Source organism: Winogradskyella luteola (genome assembly GCF_019203985.1).
In the GTDB taxonomy this organism is placed as follows: domain Bacteria; phylum Bacteroidota; class Bacteroidia; order Flavobacteriales; family Flavobacteriaceae; genus Winogradskyella; species Winogradskyella luteola.
Genome location: NZ_JAGSPD010000001.1, coordinates 128,647 through 147,042, shown reverse-complemented (window position 1 = coordinate 147,042; position 18,396 = coordinate 128,647). Strand labels below are relative to the sequence as shown.

General features: G+C 34.6%; 18 protein-coding genes. 6 read left to right on the top strand and 12 right to left on the bottom strand.

Annotated features, from left to right (window positions below; translation table 11 throughout):
• Nucleotides 1-149: 149 nt before the first annotated feature.
• From KCG49_RS00685 to KCG49_RS00630, 12 genes are all read right to left on the bottom strand, one after another.
• Nucleotides 150-1,955 (bottom strand): sodium:solute symporter family protein, encoded by a 1,806-nt coding sequence (locus KCG49_RS00685; protein WP_218544255.1) that lies wholly within the window; start codon nucleotides 1,953-1,955, stop codon nucleotides 150-152.
• Between the two features lie 165 nt (nucleotides 1,956-2,120).
• Nucleotides 2,121-4,643 (bottom strand): PIG-L family deacetylase, encoded by a 2,523-nt coding sequence (locus KCG49_RS00680; protein WP_218544254.1) that lies wholly within the window; start codon nucleotides 4,641-4,643, stop codon nucleotides 2,121-2,123.
• Nucleotides 4,644-4,720: 77 nt separating this feature from the next.
• A complete protein-coding gene (locus KCG49_RS00675; RefSeq protein WP_218544253.1) occupies nucleotides 4,721-5,011 on the bottom strand; it encodes a type II toxin-antitoxin system RelE/ParE family toxin in 291 nt (96 codons plus the stop codon).
• Nucleotides 5,004-5,243 carry a ribbon-helix-helix domain-containing protein gene (locus KCG49_RS00670; RefSeq protein ID WP_218544252.1) on the bottom strand — a complete coding sequence of 80 codons (240 nt, stop codon included), beginning with the start codon at nucleotides 5,241-5,243 and terminating at the stop codon, nucleotides 5,004-5,006. The genes KCG49_RS00675 and KCG49_RS00670 overlap by 8 nt, the downstream gene beginning before the upstream one ends.
• Before the next feature lie 68 nt (nucleotides 5,244-5,311).
• Nucleotides 5,312-6,394 (bottom strand): magnesium/cobalt transporter CorA, encoded by a 1,083-nt coding sequence (gene corA / locus KCG49_RS00665; RefSeq protein ID WP_218544251.1) that lies wholly within the window; start codon nucleotides 6,392-6,394, stop codon nucleotides 5,312-5,314.
• Nucleotides 6,395-6,396: 2 nt separating this feature from the next.
• Nucleotides 6,397-6,930, bottom strand: a complete 534-nt coding sequence (locus KCG49_RS00660) for a mechanosensitive ion channel domain-containing protein (RefSeq protein ID WP_218544250.1) — start codon at nucleotides 6,928-6,930, stop codon at nucleotides 6,397-6,399.
• Between the two features lie 106 nt (nucleotides 6,931-7,036).
• The gene (locus KCG49_RS00655; protein ID WP_218544249.1) at nucleotides 7,037-7,963 is read right to left on the bottom strand and encodes a septum formation inhibitor Maf; all 927 of its coding nucleotides are present in this window, start codon (nucleotides 7,961-7,963) and stop codon (nucleotides 7,037-7,039) included.
• Nucleotides 7,964-8,058: 95 nt separating this feature from the next.
• On the bottom strand, nucleotides 8,059-8,652 hold the full coding sequence (locus KCG49_RS00650; RefSeq protein ID WP_218544248.1) for a Maf-like protein: 594 nt from the start codon (nucleotides 8,650-8,652) through the stop codon (nucleotides 8,059-8,061).
• Nucleotides 8,653-9,579 (bottom strand): geranylgeranylglycerol-phosphate geranylgeranyltransferase, encoded by a 927-nt coding sequence (locus tag KCG49_RS00645; protein WP_218544247.1) that lies wholly within the window; start codon nucleotides 9,577-9,579, stop codon nucleotides 8,653-8,655.
• An 8-nt stretch (nucleotides 9,580-9,587) separates the two neighbouring features.
• Nucleotides 9,588-9,902 carry a hypothetical protein gene (locus tag KCG49_RS00640; protein ID WP_218544246.1) on the bottom strand — a complete coding sequence of 105 codons (315 nt, stop codon included), beginning with the start codon at nucleotides 9,900-9,902 and terminating at the stop codon, nucleotides 9,588-9,590.
• A 5-nt stretch (nucleotides 9,903-9,907) separates the two neighbouring features.
• Entirely contained in the window at nucleotides 9,908-10,447 is a 540-nt protein-coding gene (locus KCG49_RS00635) for a KdsC family phosphatase (RefSeq protein ID WP_218544245.1), read from the bottom strand.
• Nucleotides 10,448-10,478: 31 nt separating this feature from the next.
• Complete coding sequence (locus tag KCG49_RS00630) at nucleotides 10,479-11,285, bottom strand: Rossmann-like and DUF2520 domain-containing protein (protein ID WP_218544244.1); 807 nt, start codon at nucleotides 11,283-11,285, stop codon at nucleotides 10,479-10,481.
• Between the two features lie 70 nt (nucleotides 11,286-11,355).
• On the opposite strand from KCG49_RS00630, the gene KCG49_RS00625 reads away from it, so the two are divergent.
• The 6 genes from KCG49_RS00625 (at nucleotide 11,356) to KCG49_RS00600 (ending at nucleotide 18,370) form a co-directional block, all read left to right on the top strand.
• The gene (locus KCG49_RS00625; protein ID WP_218544522.1) at nucleotides 11,356-11,748 is read left to right on the top strand and encodes a group III truncated hemoglobin; all 393 of its coding nucleotides are present in this window, start codon (nucleotides 11,356-11,358) and stop codon (nucleotides 11,746-11,748) included.
• Between the two features lie 28 nt (nucleotides 11,749-11,776).
• Nucleotides 11,777-12,226, top strand: coding sequence for a large conductance mechanosensitive channel protein MscL (gene mscL / locus KCG49_RS00620; RefSeq protein WP_218544243.1), 450 nt, complete (start codon nucleotides 11,777-11,779; stop codon nucleotides 12,224-12,226).
• Nucleotides 12,227-12,332: 106 nt separating this feature from the next.
• Nucleotides 12,333-15,527, top strand: coding sequence for a cytochrome c biogenesis protein CcsA (locus tag KCG49_RS00615; protein WP_218544242.1), 3,195 nt, complete (start codon nucleotides 12,333-12,335; stop codon nucleotides 15,525-15,527).
• Nucleotides 15,528-15,599: 72 nt separating this feature from the next.
• Entirely contained in the window at nucleotides 15,600-15,788 is a 189-nt protein-coding gene (locus KCG49_RS00610) for a hypothetical protein (RefSeq protein ID WP_218544241.1), read from the top strand.
• 256 nt (nucleotides 15,789-16,044) lie between these two features.
• Nucleotides 16,045-17,451, top strand: coding sequence for an MATE family efflux transporter (locus tag KCG49_RS00605; protein WP_218544240.1), 1,407 nt, complete (start codon nucleotides 16,045-16,047; stop codon nucleotides 17,449-17,451).
• 145 nt (nucleotides 17,452-17,596) lie between these two features.
• Entirely contained in the window at nucleotides 17,597-18,370 is a 774-nt protein-coding gene (locus KCG49_RS00600; protein ID WP_218544239.1) for a T9SS type A sorting domain-containing protein, read from the top strand.
• Nucleotides 18,371-18,396: the final 26 nt, after the last annotated feature.

The window sequence follows — 18,396 nt, the reverse complement described above, 5'->3', positions numbered from 1 at the left end:
AACGCAATTCTACTTTGGCTATGCTAGTAACCAAGAGAGTTGCGTTTTTTTGTTTATCTCCTAATTATTATTATCGCGAGCATAGCGTTGCAATTTATATTGATTATAAGACACTATGGATTGGGCGAGATGGTTTGTGGTATTACACTTTACTTTTTCGATTGTCCTAACATTTGCAAGATATGAGCGATCACAATAACTAGAACGCACCCGAATAAATTGAGCCATAGATAAGGCATCCAATCTAGCCACCAACCAACAATTACTATAGTTTGCGTAATTAATGCACCCGTAAAAACAGCATTGCCTTTAATGTATTTAAAGAAGAATGCTAAAAGGAAAATACCTAGTACATTTCCATAAAATATGGAACCAATGATGTTAACGAGTTGAATTAAATTTTCGGCGAGATTAGCAAAACATGCAATTATTATGGCAACAATTCCCCAGCCAAACGTAAACCATTTGGTCATTTTTACCATATGTTCTTCTCCTTTATCTTCCTTTTGGTTCCTTCCATATAAATCAATAGAAGTAATAGTGGCTAAGGCATTTATCTCTGATGCAGTTGAGGACATGGCAGCTGATAAAATTACGGCTAATAATAATCCAATAAGTCCAGTCGGTAAATGGTTTAATATAAATCGAATAAACATGTAATCCCTATCATTGGTCTGTGTATCCTTGGCAGCATCATTGTAGAGAGAAGTCAGTTCAGCAGATTTTTCTATATAGGCTTCGCTTTCAGGATTAGATTTTAACCCTTCAACTTCTTTTTGAAGTTTTGAATAACGTGTTCTATATTCTGTATCAACAGCTTTTTTTATTAAGAATTTAGAATCTAGTCGATGGATTTTTTCGATACTATCTAATGTGAATAATTCTGATTTTAAACTAGGATTATCGTTTTTAGAGTAGGCCAAACTTAGTTCTTTTTTCTTGGTAAAAAGTTTGGCCTGTTTATCTTGAAGTGATCTGTATTCATCACCATATTCCGAAGCTAAAACGGTTTGCGTTGAAGCATCGATAAAGTTAAGGGGAGATGGATTAAACTGGTAGAAAACAAATACCATAACACCAACCAAAAGAATAAAAAACTGCATTGGTACTTTCAGTAAGCCATTGAAGAGTAACCCCATTTGCATTTCTTTCATGGATTTACCCGATAGATAACGTTGCACCTGACTTTGGTCTGTGCCGAAATAAGAGAGCATTAAAAAGGTTCCGCCGATAAGTCCAGTCCAAACCGTATACCTGTTTTCCAAATCAAATGAAAAATCTAAAACTTCCATTTTACCAGTAGCACCAGCAATATCAATGGCATCAGTAAAAGAAACTTCATTAGGGATTAAATTAATGATAATAACCAAAGCTGCTACCATACCGGCAAAGATGACAAACATCTGTTGTTTCTGTGTTACTGTAACTGCTTTTGTACCACCCGAAACGGTATAGATAATAACCAAAACACCAATAACAATGTTGAGTGTAACGATGTTCCACCCCAATACAACGGATAGGATAATAGCAGGGGCAAAAATGGTGATTCCTGCAGCCAATCCGCGTTGAATTAAGAATAGGATAGCGGTAAGACTTCTGGTTTTAAGGTCAAATCTATTTTCGAGAAACTCATAAGCTGTATAAACTTTAAGGCGATGATAGAGTGGAATAAAAACTAAGCAGATAATTACCATGGCAATTGGTAGTCCAAAATAAAATTGAACAAAGCCCATACCATCTGAAAATGCCTGGCCTGTAGTAGAAAGGAATGTAATTGCACTTGCCTGTGTTGCCATTACAGACAATCCTATAGTCCACCATTTAGACGTATTTCCTCCTCTTACGTAATCTTGAACATTTTTACTGCCTCTAGTTTTCCATGTGCCATAGCCGACAATAGTAGTTAAGGTGGCAATTAAAACCGTCCAGTCAATCCAATCTAAAGTTTGTTGCATAAAGTTAAGCGAATGAAGCTGTTATAAAGTAAAATAGTAGAATATATAAGGCATTGGCAATTAATACAATGGTATACATTTTATCCCATTTTTGTTTCGGTTGTGATTGGTTGTTCATTAGTTTAGTTGTTGATTGTCTCTTATTTATAATTTATTTCATTAAGATTAATTTTTCAATTTAGGGGTATCTTCTTTTCCTGCAGAAAGTAGATTTACAAAAAGACGGTAGGCTCCAGAAACACCTGCTGGAAATTCTCTAAAAAAACTCAAACCTGTGTAGATGTAATAACCTTTACCATACCTAGTTACTAATAAGCTTCCATTTTTTGGTGTTTCACCATTGTCATTCATTGATAGTAATGCTGTGTAGTCTTGAGACCATTCATGGGGAAAATATAAACCACGCTCCTGAACCCAACCTTCAAAATCCTTTTGAGTAATTTTATTCGGAAAATTGAGTAAAGGATGGTCAGGTTCTAAAAATCTAACCTCAGCATTTTCATTTGTAACTCTGTCGTAAGATATCTTAAGACCGTGAGGTGCTTGCAGGTCTTTTCCACCTCTTCTAATGGATTTGTTGTACTGTACTATAAGATTGCCACCTTGGTCAACAAAACTTAACAAGTCTTTTTGTTTAAACTTTAGCTCTGGGTTTACCTTATAGGCTCTAATGCCGAGAACTATGGCATCAAAATTTACTAAGTTTTCTGGTGAAATCTGTTCAGGTTTAATAATTGTAACGTTATATCCTATTTGACGCAGACTTTCTGGAACGGCATCTCCAGCACCTTCAATGTAACCAATATTGTTTCCATGCTTCTTAATGTCTAACCTTACGACCTTACTTTCACTTGGTATTAACACGGTTTGATATGGAATATGGCTGTAATCAATTTCAACAAGTTCATCCGTATAAAATTCTCCATTAAGATTTACCATTGGGGTGATTAAACCTTCACTCTGATCTTTTGGCGGAATCACAGTAAATACTACTTTTTGAATGTCCCCTTTATTGACGATTTCTATTTTTTGCTTTTCTGGATAGACGCTCCAATCGTTTGGATAAGCCATTTGTACATAACCTTCTACAGCATCTCTGCCTGCTTTTACAATAACTTCAATTTCTTTTTGTTGGTCGCTTTCAAAAATGAAAACCTTGTCACTAATACTGGCTGATACCGCAGGAATAATTTCAAAAGGTCTGTAGAGTTCGCCTTTGTCCGGTTCTGAGTAACGATATACCACAGGTTTGGTAATTGTAATTGGGGTTCCTTCAATATTTAAGTTGAAATCTACAAAAACTGCTCTTGGAGTTTCTGGTAAACCAATTAGTTCTTGCTGCTCAACATGATACATGCCTAAGGTACTTTTTTTATTTAACCAATAAGGCGTTGTGTAAACTATATTTTTAGGTATGGTTATGCCTTCTTCAAAACTTAAGCGTTGGTTTTCTGGCATTATCATAGTTTTGGAAATCCCATTTTCTAGTGTAGATAGCTTATATGATTCTAAACTGATTTTTGCACTACTTCGGTTTAGGGCTTCCATTTGAAGACTCACAGTAGAATTTGGTGATGCATGGGCAGTATTGGCAGAAACTTCAAGATATAATCCTGTACAAGCTTCAATAATTGCTTTTAATTCTTTTGTTTTTATCGTTCTCCAATGGTTGTCTTTCACATTTTGAAGCAGTTTGTAAGCTTCTAACAGTTGAGGTAGGTGAGCGGCTGGATTCACAAAGTTGAACTTCTTTTCAACTGCATTTAAGATATTACCGATGTCTTGTCCGCCTTCAATACGATTCCATGATGTATCTATGCCAGAAAATACATCATTACTATCTTTTAGCGGCTCGCCCTTTAGGAATTCGATATATTCATCTTGGGTGCCACGAGTTGTTAAACGACCAAAGCCTTGACATAAATGTTGGCTACTTGCCAGTGCAGCAACTTCGTTATTAGACATGCCTTTAGTTGGGTAATACACACCAATATCAAATTTGAGCATATTGCTTTTATCAATTTTATCGAATGCTTCTCGACTTCCGTAGCGCCACCAAGATGTATTATAAAATAGACGTTTTGGTTGCCAGGTCTCAGTCAATTTTAACTGCGAAGCATACTTTGAAGGATCATTTGCCAAATCAAAAGCTTCCATGCTTAACATTGCTGAACTTGTATGATGGCCATGTGTTCTACCGGCTCTTCTATGGTCAAAACGGTTGATGATAATATCGGGTTTAAATTCTCTAATTGCCCAAACTACGTCCGAAAGAACTTCGTCTTTGTTCCAAATCTTTAAAGTTTCATCAGGGTGTTTTGAGTAACCAAAATCATTTGCTCTTGTAAAGCGTTGTTCACCACCATCGACACGCCTAGCTGCTAACAATTCTTGTGTTCTGATGACTCCGAGTAGTTCTCTTATTTCTGGACCGATGAGGTTTTGTCCGCCATCTCCACGTGTCAATGATAAATAGGCTGTACGTGCTTTAACTTCATTAGACATGTATGAAATTAAACGCGTGTTCTCATCATCTGGATGTGCAGCAATATAAAGTACTGAGCCTAAAACATTGAGTTTTTGAACAGCTTCGTATATTTCGGAAGAATTTAGCTTTTTTGGTTGTTGTGCATGTAAAGAAACTATGGTGCCTAAGAGTAGTAACAGGCAAAGTTTTATCTGGCGCATTGTATGTATTAGTTAGTTGCTTTCCAAATATATAAAAGTCGTTGTTTTTGACCTTGGTTTTAGGTTTTGTTTAACGGTTATTTTAGGGCGTTATTTAAATCTTGTTTACCTGCAATTGCCATAATATCGACTGCATCATTGCTAAGTTTAAAATAGATGGTATCCGAACCACAAACACAACGCCTGTATCCTGATTTAATAAAATCAACAGCTTCAAATGAAAATGGTCTCTGAGCGATCGTATCAAAATGTTTAAAAAACGAATTAAAATATTCATCAGCTTGAGTCATTCCAAACGTTTTAAAACCGTAATGGTGAGTTCTAATTAAATCTTCTTTGGCCACATTACTTAATCTGTATTTAGCCATTAAGTAAAGCTTTAGACTGTTTTAAGATTTGTGCTTTGCTATCGTTTGTGAATCCACTGTTTTCAGCACGCTCTAATTTAGCTCTAACCCAATCGATTTGAACATTTTGCCGTCTTGCCTGTCTAATGAGATCATTTATCAACTCACTTTTACTGGAGTATTCTTTATTTTCTACCTGACTTTTTAGCCATCTATCATTTGGCTCGGTTAGTGATATGCTTTGTCTTCCCATAATAGATTTCTTTTGGTGTAAATATACACCAAAAATACATCATTCGGAAATTTAGGATTTTTTCTTTATCACAACCACTTCTTCCGCTTAAAATAAAACAATAGTCCAATAAATAGGATAAACATCACTCCCAAAAGCACAAAATAACCATAGCGATATTCTAATTCTGGGATGTATTTAAAATTCATACCATAAATACCTGCAAGAAAAGTAAGCGGAATAAAAATGGACGACATTATAGTGAGGACTTTCATGACTTCGTTCATCTTGTTGCTAATGGTCGTCATATACATGTCCATTAAACTCCATATCATTTCGCGATATATATCTATATTTTCAGATACTTGAATTAAATGGTCGTAAATATCTCTGTAATAGGTTATGGTACGTTTGTATATTAAGGGATGTTCGCCCTTTTCAACACGAGTAATGATCTCCCTGAGTGGGAATATGGCACGGCGTACTTTTAGAATTTCTCGCTTAAGCTGTTGTACCTCTATATTAACATCTTCGCGTGCATTGCCGGTAAACAATTCGGTTTCCAAATCCTCAATTTTATTACCTAAGACTTCAATGATGCTAAAATAATTATCGACGATAGCGTCGATTAAGGCATACATAAGGTAATCGGATTTTAACCCTCTAATTCTTCCGTTGGCAAACCGCAAACGGTCTCTGATTGGCCCAAATACATCACCTTCAGATTCTTGAAATGTGAGTACATAATTTTTGCCCAGAACCATACTTACCTGTTCTATAATGATGTTTTCTTTTTCGTCATAATATAGCATCTTTAAGACTAAAAATAGGTAGTCTTCGTATTCATCTATTTTTGGGCGTTGAGTGGTATTGACAATATCTTCCAATACCAAGGGATGTAAACTATACTGTTGACCGATATTCGCAATTTTATCCGTATGCTTAAGCCCATCAACATTAATCCAAGTTACTGAACTTGAGTCCTTATAATTGGCTGCTTCTTCAATATTGAGAAGAATGGACTCTTCTACATTATCTTTGGTATAGTCAAAGCATTCAACATGAAAATCTTTGTCGGACTTTTTTCCTGTATAGATAAGGGTGCCAGGAACTTGACCTATGTGTTTTTTGGATTCCTCAGTACGTTTTTTCCTTGTTTTTCTTTTTATCATAATTAAGTTGTACTGTTGTCACTCAAAGCATCTTTTTGTATTAAAGTTACAGCTTTTTGGAGAATTAAATTATTTGGGTAAGTGACCAAATCTCCGGTATCTTCTCTTAAAATTAGCTGAAAAGCTCTAATATCTTCTATAATAACTTCTAGGGGATAATCCTTATCGTGGATTTTTATTTTATCGCCTACTTTATACGGAAACGAAAAAAACATGATGATACCTGAGGTGACATTGCTTAATATAGACCAAATGGCAAACAATGCAATGCCTATTACGGCAAACACTGAAGAAAATACCAATGTAATATCTTGTGTTTCAAAACCTAGAATAAAAGCTTCTATTAAAATTGCTATGAGGATTAAGGTCACTGTGGCGTAACGTCCTATAAGATTTGCTCTGGCTTCCGTAGTCCCACTTTTTCGACCAATTTTTTTTACTGTGACTACAATTATACTTCTAATAATAAGAAGTAAAATAAGTAATACGGCTGTACGTATGATCTCAGTTTGATAAGCCTTGAAGAATTCGGACATGGTATAGCTAATTTGTCTTTTAACAAATATAGTTTAAAATAAAACGTCAGCCTATGTGATTTTATAACTTAAAATCACATAGGCTAACAAAGGGATACTCTTTTATTTATTGTAGTTTAAGAGTGGTTCTTAAATCTTCATCGCCATTGTTATTTTTGTTCCAATATGCAGATTTAATCGACTCTAGTTTAGTGGCTTTAGTCGTTAAGATCTTAGCAGATTTGCCATAGCCACTTTTAAAAGTTTCTTCCCAACCTAAAATTTCGTATGGAAAATTGGTGTTGAAATTAATTTTTAAAGTCCTATTTAAATCAGGATAAGTGAGTGTGTAATTTCCATTTTGTAAAGTGGCAAAAGCACTATAAGCTTTTATGCTTCTGTGGCTTAATCTTGTGTATTCTAGAGATGGAATACTATTTATGTTTCCAATAGGTAAACTTCTTGGATCGATGCGAAGCTTGGTCCATAATTCATTTTCTGTCCAGGTTTTTTCAATATTGAAACTTTGATCTGCTTCGTTTTGAAAGTAGGAATGTGACATTACTTCAAAATCATCACGGTTATTAAGTTGCGTATAAATGTGACCACACCATTCTTGCACCGATGCCGAAATCTTAATCGCATGTTTATTATTTGAAACAGGATAGAATGTACTTTGCATTATGGAATACGGGTAAATACCTGTATTAAAGTTTTTGGTGGCGTTAAGTTTTAAAACAGGGATATTTATTTCGCTGTAATTATCGGCTTTTACTTGTACTTTGGGTAGAAAATCTTCAGTCACAAATACCAATACTGCTGTTCCATCCCGCATTTCTCCGTAGCGCGCTTGTTCTAATTTGTATGAAGTAATTTCGGCTTCTCCACCATACCAATAGTCTCTAAATTCTTTTGAAAGCTCTGTTTTTGGCAGAGTAGGTTTTTCTTTAGTTTCGGATATGGCTAAGTTCTCTGGGGATTCAGTTTTATTTTCTTTACAAGACCCCAGTATTAAAACTATTAAAATGAACGATAGGTATTTTGTGAATTTCATAACTTCAAGATTTTTAGATTCTGAAACAACACTTCGACTTTGCTCATTGCGACATCTCAGAACTACGCATTGCAGGGAATTACAAAGTTACAATTCTAATGATCTTCAACAATAGCATTTAACGTTTCGTAAAGCAAATGCGTTGGTAGCCCTACAACGTTATTATAAGAACCTTCAATATTAGTAATGGCAATAGCTCCAATCCATTCTTGTATGCCATAAGCACCAGCTTTATCCAATGGTTTATAAGTGTTGATATAGTACCAAATTTCATCATCAGTTAAAGCTTTAAAGGTAACTTTGGTTGTAGTATTCACTAATGTTTGTTCGGAATTCTGTGTAAAACAAATCGATGTCATTACCTCATGTGTTTTGTCACTTAAGGATTTAATCATTCTAAACGCATCCGCTTCATTTTTCGGTTTTTCAATAGCTTTATCTTTCAGCCAAACAATGGTGTCACTCGTTATTAAGATGTCTTTTGGTTTGAGATTATCCTTAAGTGCTTCAGCTTTTAACTTTGCTAAATAGTCTGTAATTTCTGTCCTCTTTAAATGTTTTGGGTAAATTTCATCTACAGGCTTAAGCCGAACTTCAAAATCTATATTCATGGATTTTAAAAAGGCATGGCGACGTGGTGAAGCTGAAGCCAGTATAATGTTATAATCTTTAAGTTTTTCGTTCAGCATTTATTTTAAGACATAATTATAAAGCAACATAGAAAACATACCTGTTAACATTACTAATTTTAATATTGAACTCATATGCTTGTAGTGCGATTTGTGTTCTGCGCTAAATAGTTTTATGGTAACATAAATGAGTGGTGCAATGACGAATACCAAGAAATATCCAACTAAAAGTTGTTGCTTGAACAGGTTGGCGATTACATAATAAATTACCGAAAATAAAGGAATGAGTGACAGCACAAAAACAATCTTATTGGTGCGTTCTCTTCCTAAAACAATTGGTAGTGTTTGCATGCCAACCTTATGATCTCCATCAATATCTTCAATATCTTTTACCAGTTCTCTTATGAAATTAATCATAAAAGCGAAAATGGCATAGTCTAATATAATTCTAAAAAAGAAAGTTTGAACCACTCTATTACTATCATTAATTACAGGGAGTAATTCAAAAATTCCAACTAAAAGAATACTCAAGGCAACTATAAGTGAAACGATAATGTTCCCAACCAAAAGTATCTGTTTTAGATATGATGAATATATATAAAGCAATGCCGAAGCTATAAAAAAGATAACGAAATAACCCGATTTACCTATGCCATTAGATAAATAAAAACCTATGCCTACACCAACAATATTAAGAGTTATAAATAGTTGTAATGCTACTTTTTCTGAGATGTACGTGTTAACAATAACTTTATTTGGCTTATTGATTTTATCTGCTTCGACATCATAAATATCGTTGATAACATAACCACCAGCAGCGATACAAACTGTGGCCAAAACCAATAAAAAAAATGCTAAAGGACTTAGCGTGGTGACGACTCCATGACCTTCAAAAAAGGGAAGGAGTAGTGTATATTTAATTAAGATTTGCACAAGTGCAATCATAACTAGGTTTTTCCAACGGATTAAATTGAGGAAATGAATCATGTTTGAGATTAGCGAAAAATAATTTTGTTAATTAGGTAATAAGCTGTGTAAGCGAAAATGGCAAAAACAACAATGCTTACTATAGTAGTTCTAATAAATAGTTTTTGCTCTTGCTTTCGTATTTTATCTTTAATCTTTTGTTTGTCTTCTTTGGTCAGGTCTTTGTGCAAAAACTCCATCTGATAATGCAGATGTGCTTCGAGATCTAGTTTCTCTTTATACACAGAAAACGGTTTGCTAGTTTTTTGGTTAAATGTAGATTGGCTATTGCCAAAACCGATATAACCAAAACCTGTGCTGTGTCTTCTGCTTCTACGCCCCATATTAATCAATCATATTTTGCATTAAAGTTACCGTTCCATTTACCTTGTACCTTAAGTACTTGCTCGATTACGTCTCTTACTGCACCTTTTCCACCATTTTTGTGTGAAACATATTTAGAAATCGCTTTAATTTCCGAAACAGCATCTTGCGGGCAACAGGGCAAACCTACTAATTTCATCACAGGGTAATCAGGTATATCATCACCCATATATAACATTTGTTGTTTAGTGATATTGTGCTTACACATATATTCATTAAGCTGTTCAATTTTGTTATGTGCGCCTAAATAAATGTCTTTAATACCTAAACCAGCCAAACGTTTTCTCACACCTTCGTTAGAGCCACCAGAAATTATACAGACATTAAAACCGGCATCAACGGCGGTCTTGAGCGCAAATCCATCTTTAATATTCATGGTGCGTAGCATTTCTCCTTCTGTGGTTACGGTAATTGTACCATCGGTAAGTACACCATCTACATCAAAAATTAAAGTGGTTATGTCTGCTAGATATTCTTTATAGCTTTTAGTGTTAGATGTATTCATTTGTTTTTATAATGTGTCACTTCGACTACGCTCAGTGACCAGTTTTGTTTTTAGCTTTTCTATGGTTGCCGAACGTATTTGAAGCACCATGTGTCTTTTTTATCGAAGCAGTTAAAAGCTCATATATTGCTTTATGCTCTTCGGATTCTATTTGTTTTAAATGACGCTTTATCGTTTTTTTGTCATTGCGTTTTGCTGGTCCTGTTTGCGCCATGTAGGGTGATAGATCTTGCACTTTTTTAGCTGTTTCTAAAATTAGAGGTTTTAAGATATCGAAATTTATGCGTTTTGCATCACTGATTTCGTGGGCAATACGATAGAGTTGATTGGTAAAGTTATTCACAAATACAGCCGATAAATGTAAGGTCTGCCTTTGCTCGGTATCAATTTTATAAGACTTGCAACCCAAGGCTTCAGTCAAATCTTTCATAAATTGAAAATTGGATTTTTCAGTAACCTCTATGCATATAGGAATTTTACTAAAATCTAATTCGGCATCTCTAGAAAATGTTTGCAACGGATAAAACACAGCACGTTGATTTTTTTTGTCTAAATCATGAATGGAGACGCTTCCAGAAGTATGTGCCACCAGTCGATTTTCAAAGGGTAAGTCTTTAGATAGCTTTGAAATACTGTCATCACTTACTGCCATGATATAGATATCAGCTTCTTTTAATTCAGTGAGATTGTCAATGGTTTCAACATCATTAGAATAGGAGGAAATTGCGCTATAAGAACGGTTGTACCATTGCTTAACAGAAATATTTTCTGCTCTAGAGAATGCCTTGTATAAATGTGTGGCAACGTTTCCGGCACCAAGTAACACAACTGATATCATAGTGTAAAAATACTAAGATTATCTGTTTTGGGTAAACACTTAGATAATTAAAAACAATAACTTTGTGATGATGGAAAAAAATGATATAAAAACTAGAGAAGATATTTTTAAATTAGTTTCTAATTTTTATATAAAAGTTAGAAAAGATAAAGTACTGGGACTTTTTTTCAATAACACTATAAAAGATTGGGACGCACATCTTCAGCATCTCACTACGTTTTGGGAATCAAGTCTATTTTTAAAAACCAAATATCATGGTAATCCCATAGAAGCACATGTAAAAGTTGATGCTGCTCATAATAACAGCATAACCGAATTACATTTTGGTCTGTGGTTAAATCTTTGGTTTGAGACCATAGATGAACTTTTTGAAGGCGATTATGCTGAGAATGCCAAGCGACGTGCTCGTAAAATGGGAACCTTTTTATACCTAAAGATTTTTGAGGCCAGAACAGAAGATTAAGATTAATAATAAACAATAGAGAATAATTATGAAACTCCTAAAAGAATTTAAAGAATTTGCAGTAAAAGGTAATATGATGGATATGGCCATTGGGATTATCATTGGTGCTGCATTTAATAAAGTTATAGATGTTTTGGCAAAACAAGTATTGCTACCACCACTATCACTATTGTCCGATGATGTTAACTTTCAGGATAAAAAATTAGTGCTAAGAGATGCCGTTACAGATGCCTCTGGTACCATAACAACAAGTGAAGTTGCGATTGCTTATGGTGCACTGTTTGAAGTCTTTTTAGATTTTATAATTATTGGTTTTACAGTTTTTATTGTTGTAAAGGCTATGAACCGATTGCGCAATAAAGCACAGGATACTAAAGACGAAACAGTTGTAACGCCAAAGGATATTGAACTCCTATCAGATTTGAAACATTTAATGGAAGAACAGAATCAACTTTTAAAATCAAAGGTTTCAAATTAACTGAAAGGTTCTTAATGAATTTTAACGCTTTTTCATGGTTTAAAAACAAAGTATAAATCATCAAAAAGCCATATCTTTGCACGAGCTTAAAAAAGCCAATCGAGCTATGCAAAAGAAAATCGCGAATTTCCTATTCTCCACTAAACTCACTGCTGTTTTATTTATTGTTTTTGCCTTTGCTATGGCAACGGGAACCATCCTGGACAGAAACATGGAGACCTCTCCAACACCTTATACAAGACAATTGATTTATAATGCTTGGTGGTTTGAGGCGATTATGGTCTTTTTTGTAATTAATTTTGTAGGTAATATTTTTAGATTTAGGCTTCATAAAAAAGAGAAGTGGGCGACTTTAATACTTCATTTGGCTTTTATTTTTATTCTGGTAGGTGCTTTTGTAACACGATATATAGGTTACGAAGGTATGATGAACATTAGAGAAGGTGAAACCGAAAGTCAGTTCCGTTCTCAAAAGACTTATATCAGTGGTCGTATTCTTGGCGATTACAAAATCAATGGTCAATTACAACAACGAAACATTATGGAAGTTGTTGATTTTTCCCCTCGACTGGATAATGATTTTGATGAAACCTTTGATTATGGTGATACAGAAGTAAATCTTAAGCTACGAAAATTCATAAAAGGAGCAGAGAAGGATATTGTACCAGATGAAAATGGTGATAGCTATCTAAAAATAGTTGAAGCTGGTGATGGGCGACCTCACAATCATTTTTTAAGGTCAGGTCAGGTATCTAACTTACACAACGTACTTATTTCCCTAAACAAGGAACAAGAAGGAGCTATTAATATTACCAATACAGAAGATGGATTATTTATAAAATCCCCTTATGAGGGTGAGTATATGACCATGGCAACCGGTACAACAGGTAAATTGGTTAAGGATAGTCTACAGCCTTTAGCTTTACGATCTCGATATATTATAGGAAATATGCAATTGGTGTTTCCAAAACCAGTTGTTAAAGGTGTCTTTGACATTGTTAAGAAACCAAGAATATTAAAAGGTGATGAAAGCGGTATTGTCCTCGATGTCAATGCCAATGGCGAAACCAAAAGCGTTAATCTACTTGGTGGGCCAGGCACTTACCCAAGAATTGAGGAAATTAAGGTCGGCGGATTAGATATCGCCTTACGCTATGGATCTCGATTAGAGCAGTTGCCATTTCAAGTAAAGCTTAATGATTTTATTGCCGAAAAATATCCAGGTACAGAAAAAGCCTATTCGTCATACGAAAGTAAAGTAACGGTTTTAGATAAAGAACAAGGCGATTTTGATTACCACATATATATGAATAATATACTCGACCATAGAGGCTACCGTTTCTTTCAGGCGAGTTTCGATCCAGATGAAAAAGGAACCGTACTTTCTGTAAATCATGATCGTTGGGGAACGTATATTACCTATACGGGTTATATGCTATTGTATTTTGGTCTAATGGCTATTTTATTTGCCAAAAACACTCGATTTGATGATATAAGAAAGCGATTGAATAAGTTGAAAAAGAAGAAGGCAGAGCTAATGACTATGATAGTCTTGCTGCTTAGTTTTTCAAGTTTTGCACAACAACATTCTGAAAATGATGGTCACGACCACTCAAAAAATACAAGACAAAACAAAATCCAGATAGATTCTATACTCAAGGCAAATATCACACCAGAAGAACACACAGATAAGTTTGCGAAAATGGTCATTCAAGATTATAGTGGTCGAATGATGCCAATGCATACCTATGCCTCTGAGATGTTGAGAAAACTCAGTAAAAAGGATATATATGAAGATTTTAATGCCACTCAAGTATTTTTATCCATTCAAGAAAGCCCATTGCTGTGGTATAATGTGCCCATCATTTATTTAAAACCAAGAAAAGCAGATTCCATACGTACAATTATTGGCGTTGATTATGGAGAAAAATATGCAAGTCTCGTTGATTTTTTCACACCAGATGGACGATATAAACTTGGTTCTTACATAGAAGAAGCCTATAAGGCGCAAGTACCTAATGGGTTTCAGAAAGAAGTTAAAGAAGCTGATTCTCGCGTTAATTTGTTATATAATGCCATAGAGGGACGTTCAATTAAAATATTTCCTGTTCCGGAAGATGAAAATAACACTTGGATTTCATCATTGGAATTTAGAGAAAGTTATCGCGATAAAATCAAGGATTCACTTTACGGTAATTTTATCAATAATGGTTTTAGTGCCTATTTGGTCACCTTAAATAATGCAAAGCAAACAGGGAATTTTTCTAAAGCTGAAGAACTTTTGGAAGGCATAAAAAAGACTCAGCAAAAGTTTGGCAGTGAAATTATGCTTTCGGACGAAAAGATAGAGTCTGAAATTTTGTATAACAAGTACGATATATTCAAAAAGCTTTTTAGTTGGTATATGTATGCGGCGACTATTCTGTTTATATTAATTATTGTTCAGATTTTTGACTATAGAAGTCGCTGGTTAAAGGTTGCAATCAATAGTTTAATTGGAGTTATAGTACTATTATTTGCTATGCATCTTGGCAGTCTCATCTGGAGATGGTATTTGTCTGGACATGCACCTTGGAGTGATGCCTATGAATCTATGATATATGTAGCTTGGTCGGTTATGTTATTCGGACTTCTATTGGGCAGAAAAAGTAACTTAACAGTTGCTGCATCGGCTTTTGTTTGTTCCATGATTTTAATGGTAGCACATTGGAACTGGATGGATCCAGCAATTGCAAACTTACAACCTGTGCTTCAAGGCTATTGGTTAATGATTCATGTATCTGTAATTGTAGCTAGTTATGGACCTTTTGCGATAGGGATGATTTTAGGTGTCGTAGCTCTATTGCTTATGATTCTTACAAACAAAGAGAATAAAGAGCGTATGCTCATTAACATTAAAGAATTGACCATTATTAACGAGATGGCACTAACCGTTGGCTTAGTAATGCTAACCATCGGAAACTTTCTTGGTGGTATGTGGGCAAACGAAAGTTGGGGACGTTATTGGGGCTGGGATCCAAAAGAAACTTGGGCGTTGATTAGTATTATGATTTATGCTTTTGTCATTCATATGCGACTGGTTCCAGGACTCAGAGGCCGTTGGTTTTATAACTTAATGTCCATTATTGCTTTCGGAAGTATTTTGATGACCTATTTTGGCGTTAATTTTTATCTGTCTGGGTTGCATGCTTACGCCAGTGGTGATCAAATTTTGAGTTTTCAATTTATAGCCATTACCATAGCAATCATTGCAATTTTAGCTTTCTTAGCTTATAGAAAGTATAAGATTCATTATAAATAGGCGCATTTTTCAAAATCATATTATAAGCAAAAAGAATTTTTCATAACTTGAGGTTTTAAACTAACCCTCTCAATGAATTACTTCAAAAAATTAGGAACTGCAAACTTGTTAATGTTAATATTATGTGCAGTTATAGTTCTTGTTGCTGAATATTTATTTCTAACCGGAGATCAGATGCATGGTTTATTTGTTGGCCTATGGGCACCAACATTATTGGGCGTTATGATTTACTTAAAACTTGTAGACCATGGTGGCAAATGATATCGTATTGTGGTTTTCCGTTATAGTTATTGCATTGGTAGCACTATGGGCTATTCTCATGATTCGTGCATATAATAGAGCAAGTCGAAACGATTAATTTCATTGATTACTTTTATTTTTTTGAAAATAATGTGCATATTTGTGCCATTATGATTGCTTAATACACTCTTCGGAAAAAATTATCACAAGACCTTGTGACGTCAGTTGTTAGACAAACTTGTTTGTTTAGCTATATTATATTATACATTTTTAAGTTATGCAATCCAATAAAATTTCAGTAAAACAATTTTTTAAATATTTAAGAATCGCAGTTTCAGGTAAGGAACAAGATTTTACTTCGGGCAGTATTCGTCGAGCAGTTTTTATGTTATCCATTCCGATGATTTTAGAAATGCTCATGGAATCGATATTTGCCATTGTGGATATTTTTTACGTATCTCAAGTTAGTGTTAATGCCGTGGCAACCATAGGTCTTACAGAGTCTGTGATAACTCTGGTGTATGCAGTAGCAATAGGTTTAAGTATGGCTGCAACAGCTATTGTAGCAAGACGAATAGGTGAGAAAGACAGGCAAGGAGCGTCACAAGCAGCTGTACAGGTTATTGGTTTAGGTGTTTTTGTGGCAGCAATTATTAGTGTTATAGGTATTCTTTACCCACAGGAAATCCTTCAACTTATGGGAGGTGAAGAAGACTTAATTGCTGAGGGATATGGTTATACACAAGTATTGTTAGGTGGAAACGTCACCATAATGCTATTATTTCTAATCAATGCAGTTTTTAGGGGAGCTGGAGATGCATCTATAGCCATGTGGGCTTTAGTACTTTCCAATGGATTAAATATCATCTTGGATCCCATGTTTATTTTTGGTTTTGGACCAATACCGGCTTTTGGAGTAGAAGGTGCAGCTATTGCCACAACTATTGGTAGGGGAACAGCGGTTATTTTTCAACTCATGGTGTTGTTTTTTGGCTGGAGTAAAATAAAGGTAGGATTTAAGGATCTGGTATTACGCGTAGCGGTAATGCTCAATCTTATTAGAGTATCGCTTGGTGGCATTGGTCAATTTTTAATTGGGACATCTTCTTGGGTGTTTTTAATGCGTATTATGAGTGAATTCGGAAGTGAAGTCCTTGCGGGTTATACAATAGCAATTCGTGTAATGATGTTTACTCTAATGCCAGCATGGGGAATGAGTAATGCTGCAGCTACTTTAGTAGGACAGAATTTAGGTGCAAAAAAACCACAACGTGCTGAAGACTCCGTATGGAAAACCGGAAAGTATAGTGCTATATTTATGGGCTTGGTCTCAATTATCTATCTCATATTTGCTCCTGAGATCGTTTCATGGTTTACACAGGAAGCTGCGGTGATTAAAAATGGTGCTTTATGCCTAAGGATTATTGCTGCAGGTTATGTGTTTTACGGCTATGGAATGGTTATTATAAATGCATTTAATGGAGCCGGAGATACCAAAACACCAACTTGGATCAACTTTATTTGCTTTTGGTTGCTGCAGCTTCCATTTGCTTATTTAATGGCTTTAACTTTCGATTATGGACCAATGGGAGTTTTTGTAGCTATTACTTTAGCTGAAGTTTTAATCACGGTAATAGGAATACTTTGGTTTAAGAAAGGACATTGGAAATCAGTAAACGTTTAACTGTAATTGAATTGCATTTCATCCGATTTATTTGTTTAAATGTTAATATTATATGCATTTCATCGTAAAAATAAGCTTTTTATAGATTTTTAGAAGATTTTAGGTTAGATTTCGAGCTGATAGTTCACTAAACCGCCCAAATCTTATGAGAACTTTTATCAAATTTCAGTATGTATTGGTTTTATTGATATGCTTTAAGCTTTCTTATGCACAAGGCATACAAACTGTTAGAATAGACTTTCAAAATCCCGAAGGTTTTACAAGACATTTGGCCTTGGGTTTTGTTGAAGATAATTCTGCTACAGATGGAGTAGACTATGGTTATGATGCACCATATATTAATGACTTGCAAGATGACTTAAATTGGATGATAGAGAATGACCGCTTTGTTATTCAAGGAGTAGGGGCATTCAGTATACAGAAGTATTATCCTTTGGGAATGTTTCTTTCCAACGCAGGCGAAGTTACAGTTTCATTAAATGCATTAGAAAATTTTGAAAATCAAGTGGATGTTTATTTGTATGATTTAGAATTGAATTCTTACTTACAGCTTAACGATACGGACTTCACCCAAAGTATGTTAACGGGCGATTACATTAACAGGTTCTTCATTACATTTTCTAATAATGTGCATTCAGAAATCAGTAACAATTACTTGTTGTCTATAAATGATGAAAAGAAAAACGATATCAATGTTTGGTATTCTAGTCAACAGAATCAAATACGCGTTTCAGATTTATCACATAATAGCAATGGAAGATTAACGCTTTATAATATTGTTGGAAAAAAAGTCAAAGAAGAAGACATCTCCAATAATAAAAATCATATCAGTACTTCAGGGATTTCGGAAGGTGTTTATTTGGTTAGAATAGAAACTCCAACTTTTGTGTATTCAACTAAAGTTTGTATTACGAATTAATAAACCTAAGAGCATTTTTTAGTAAT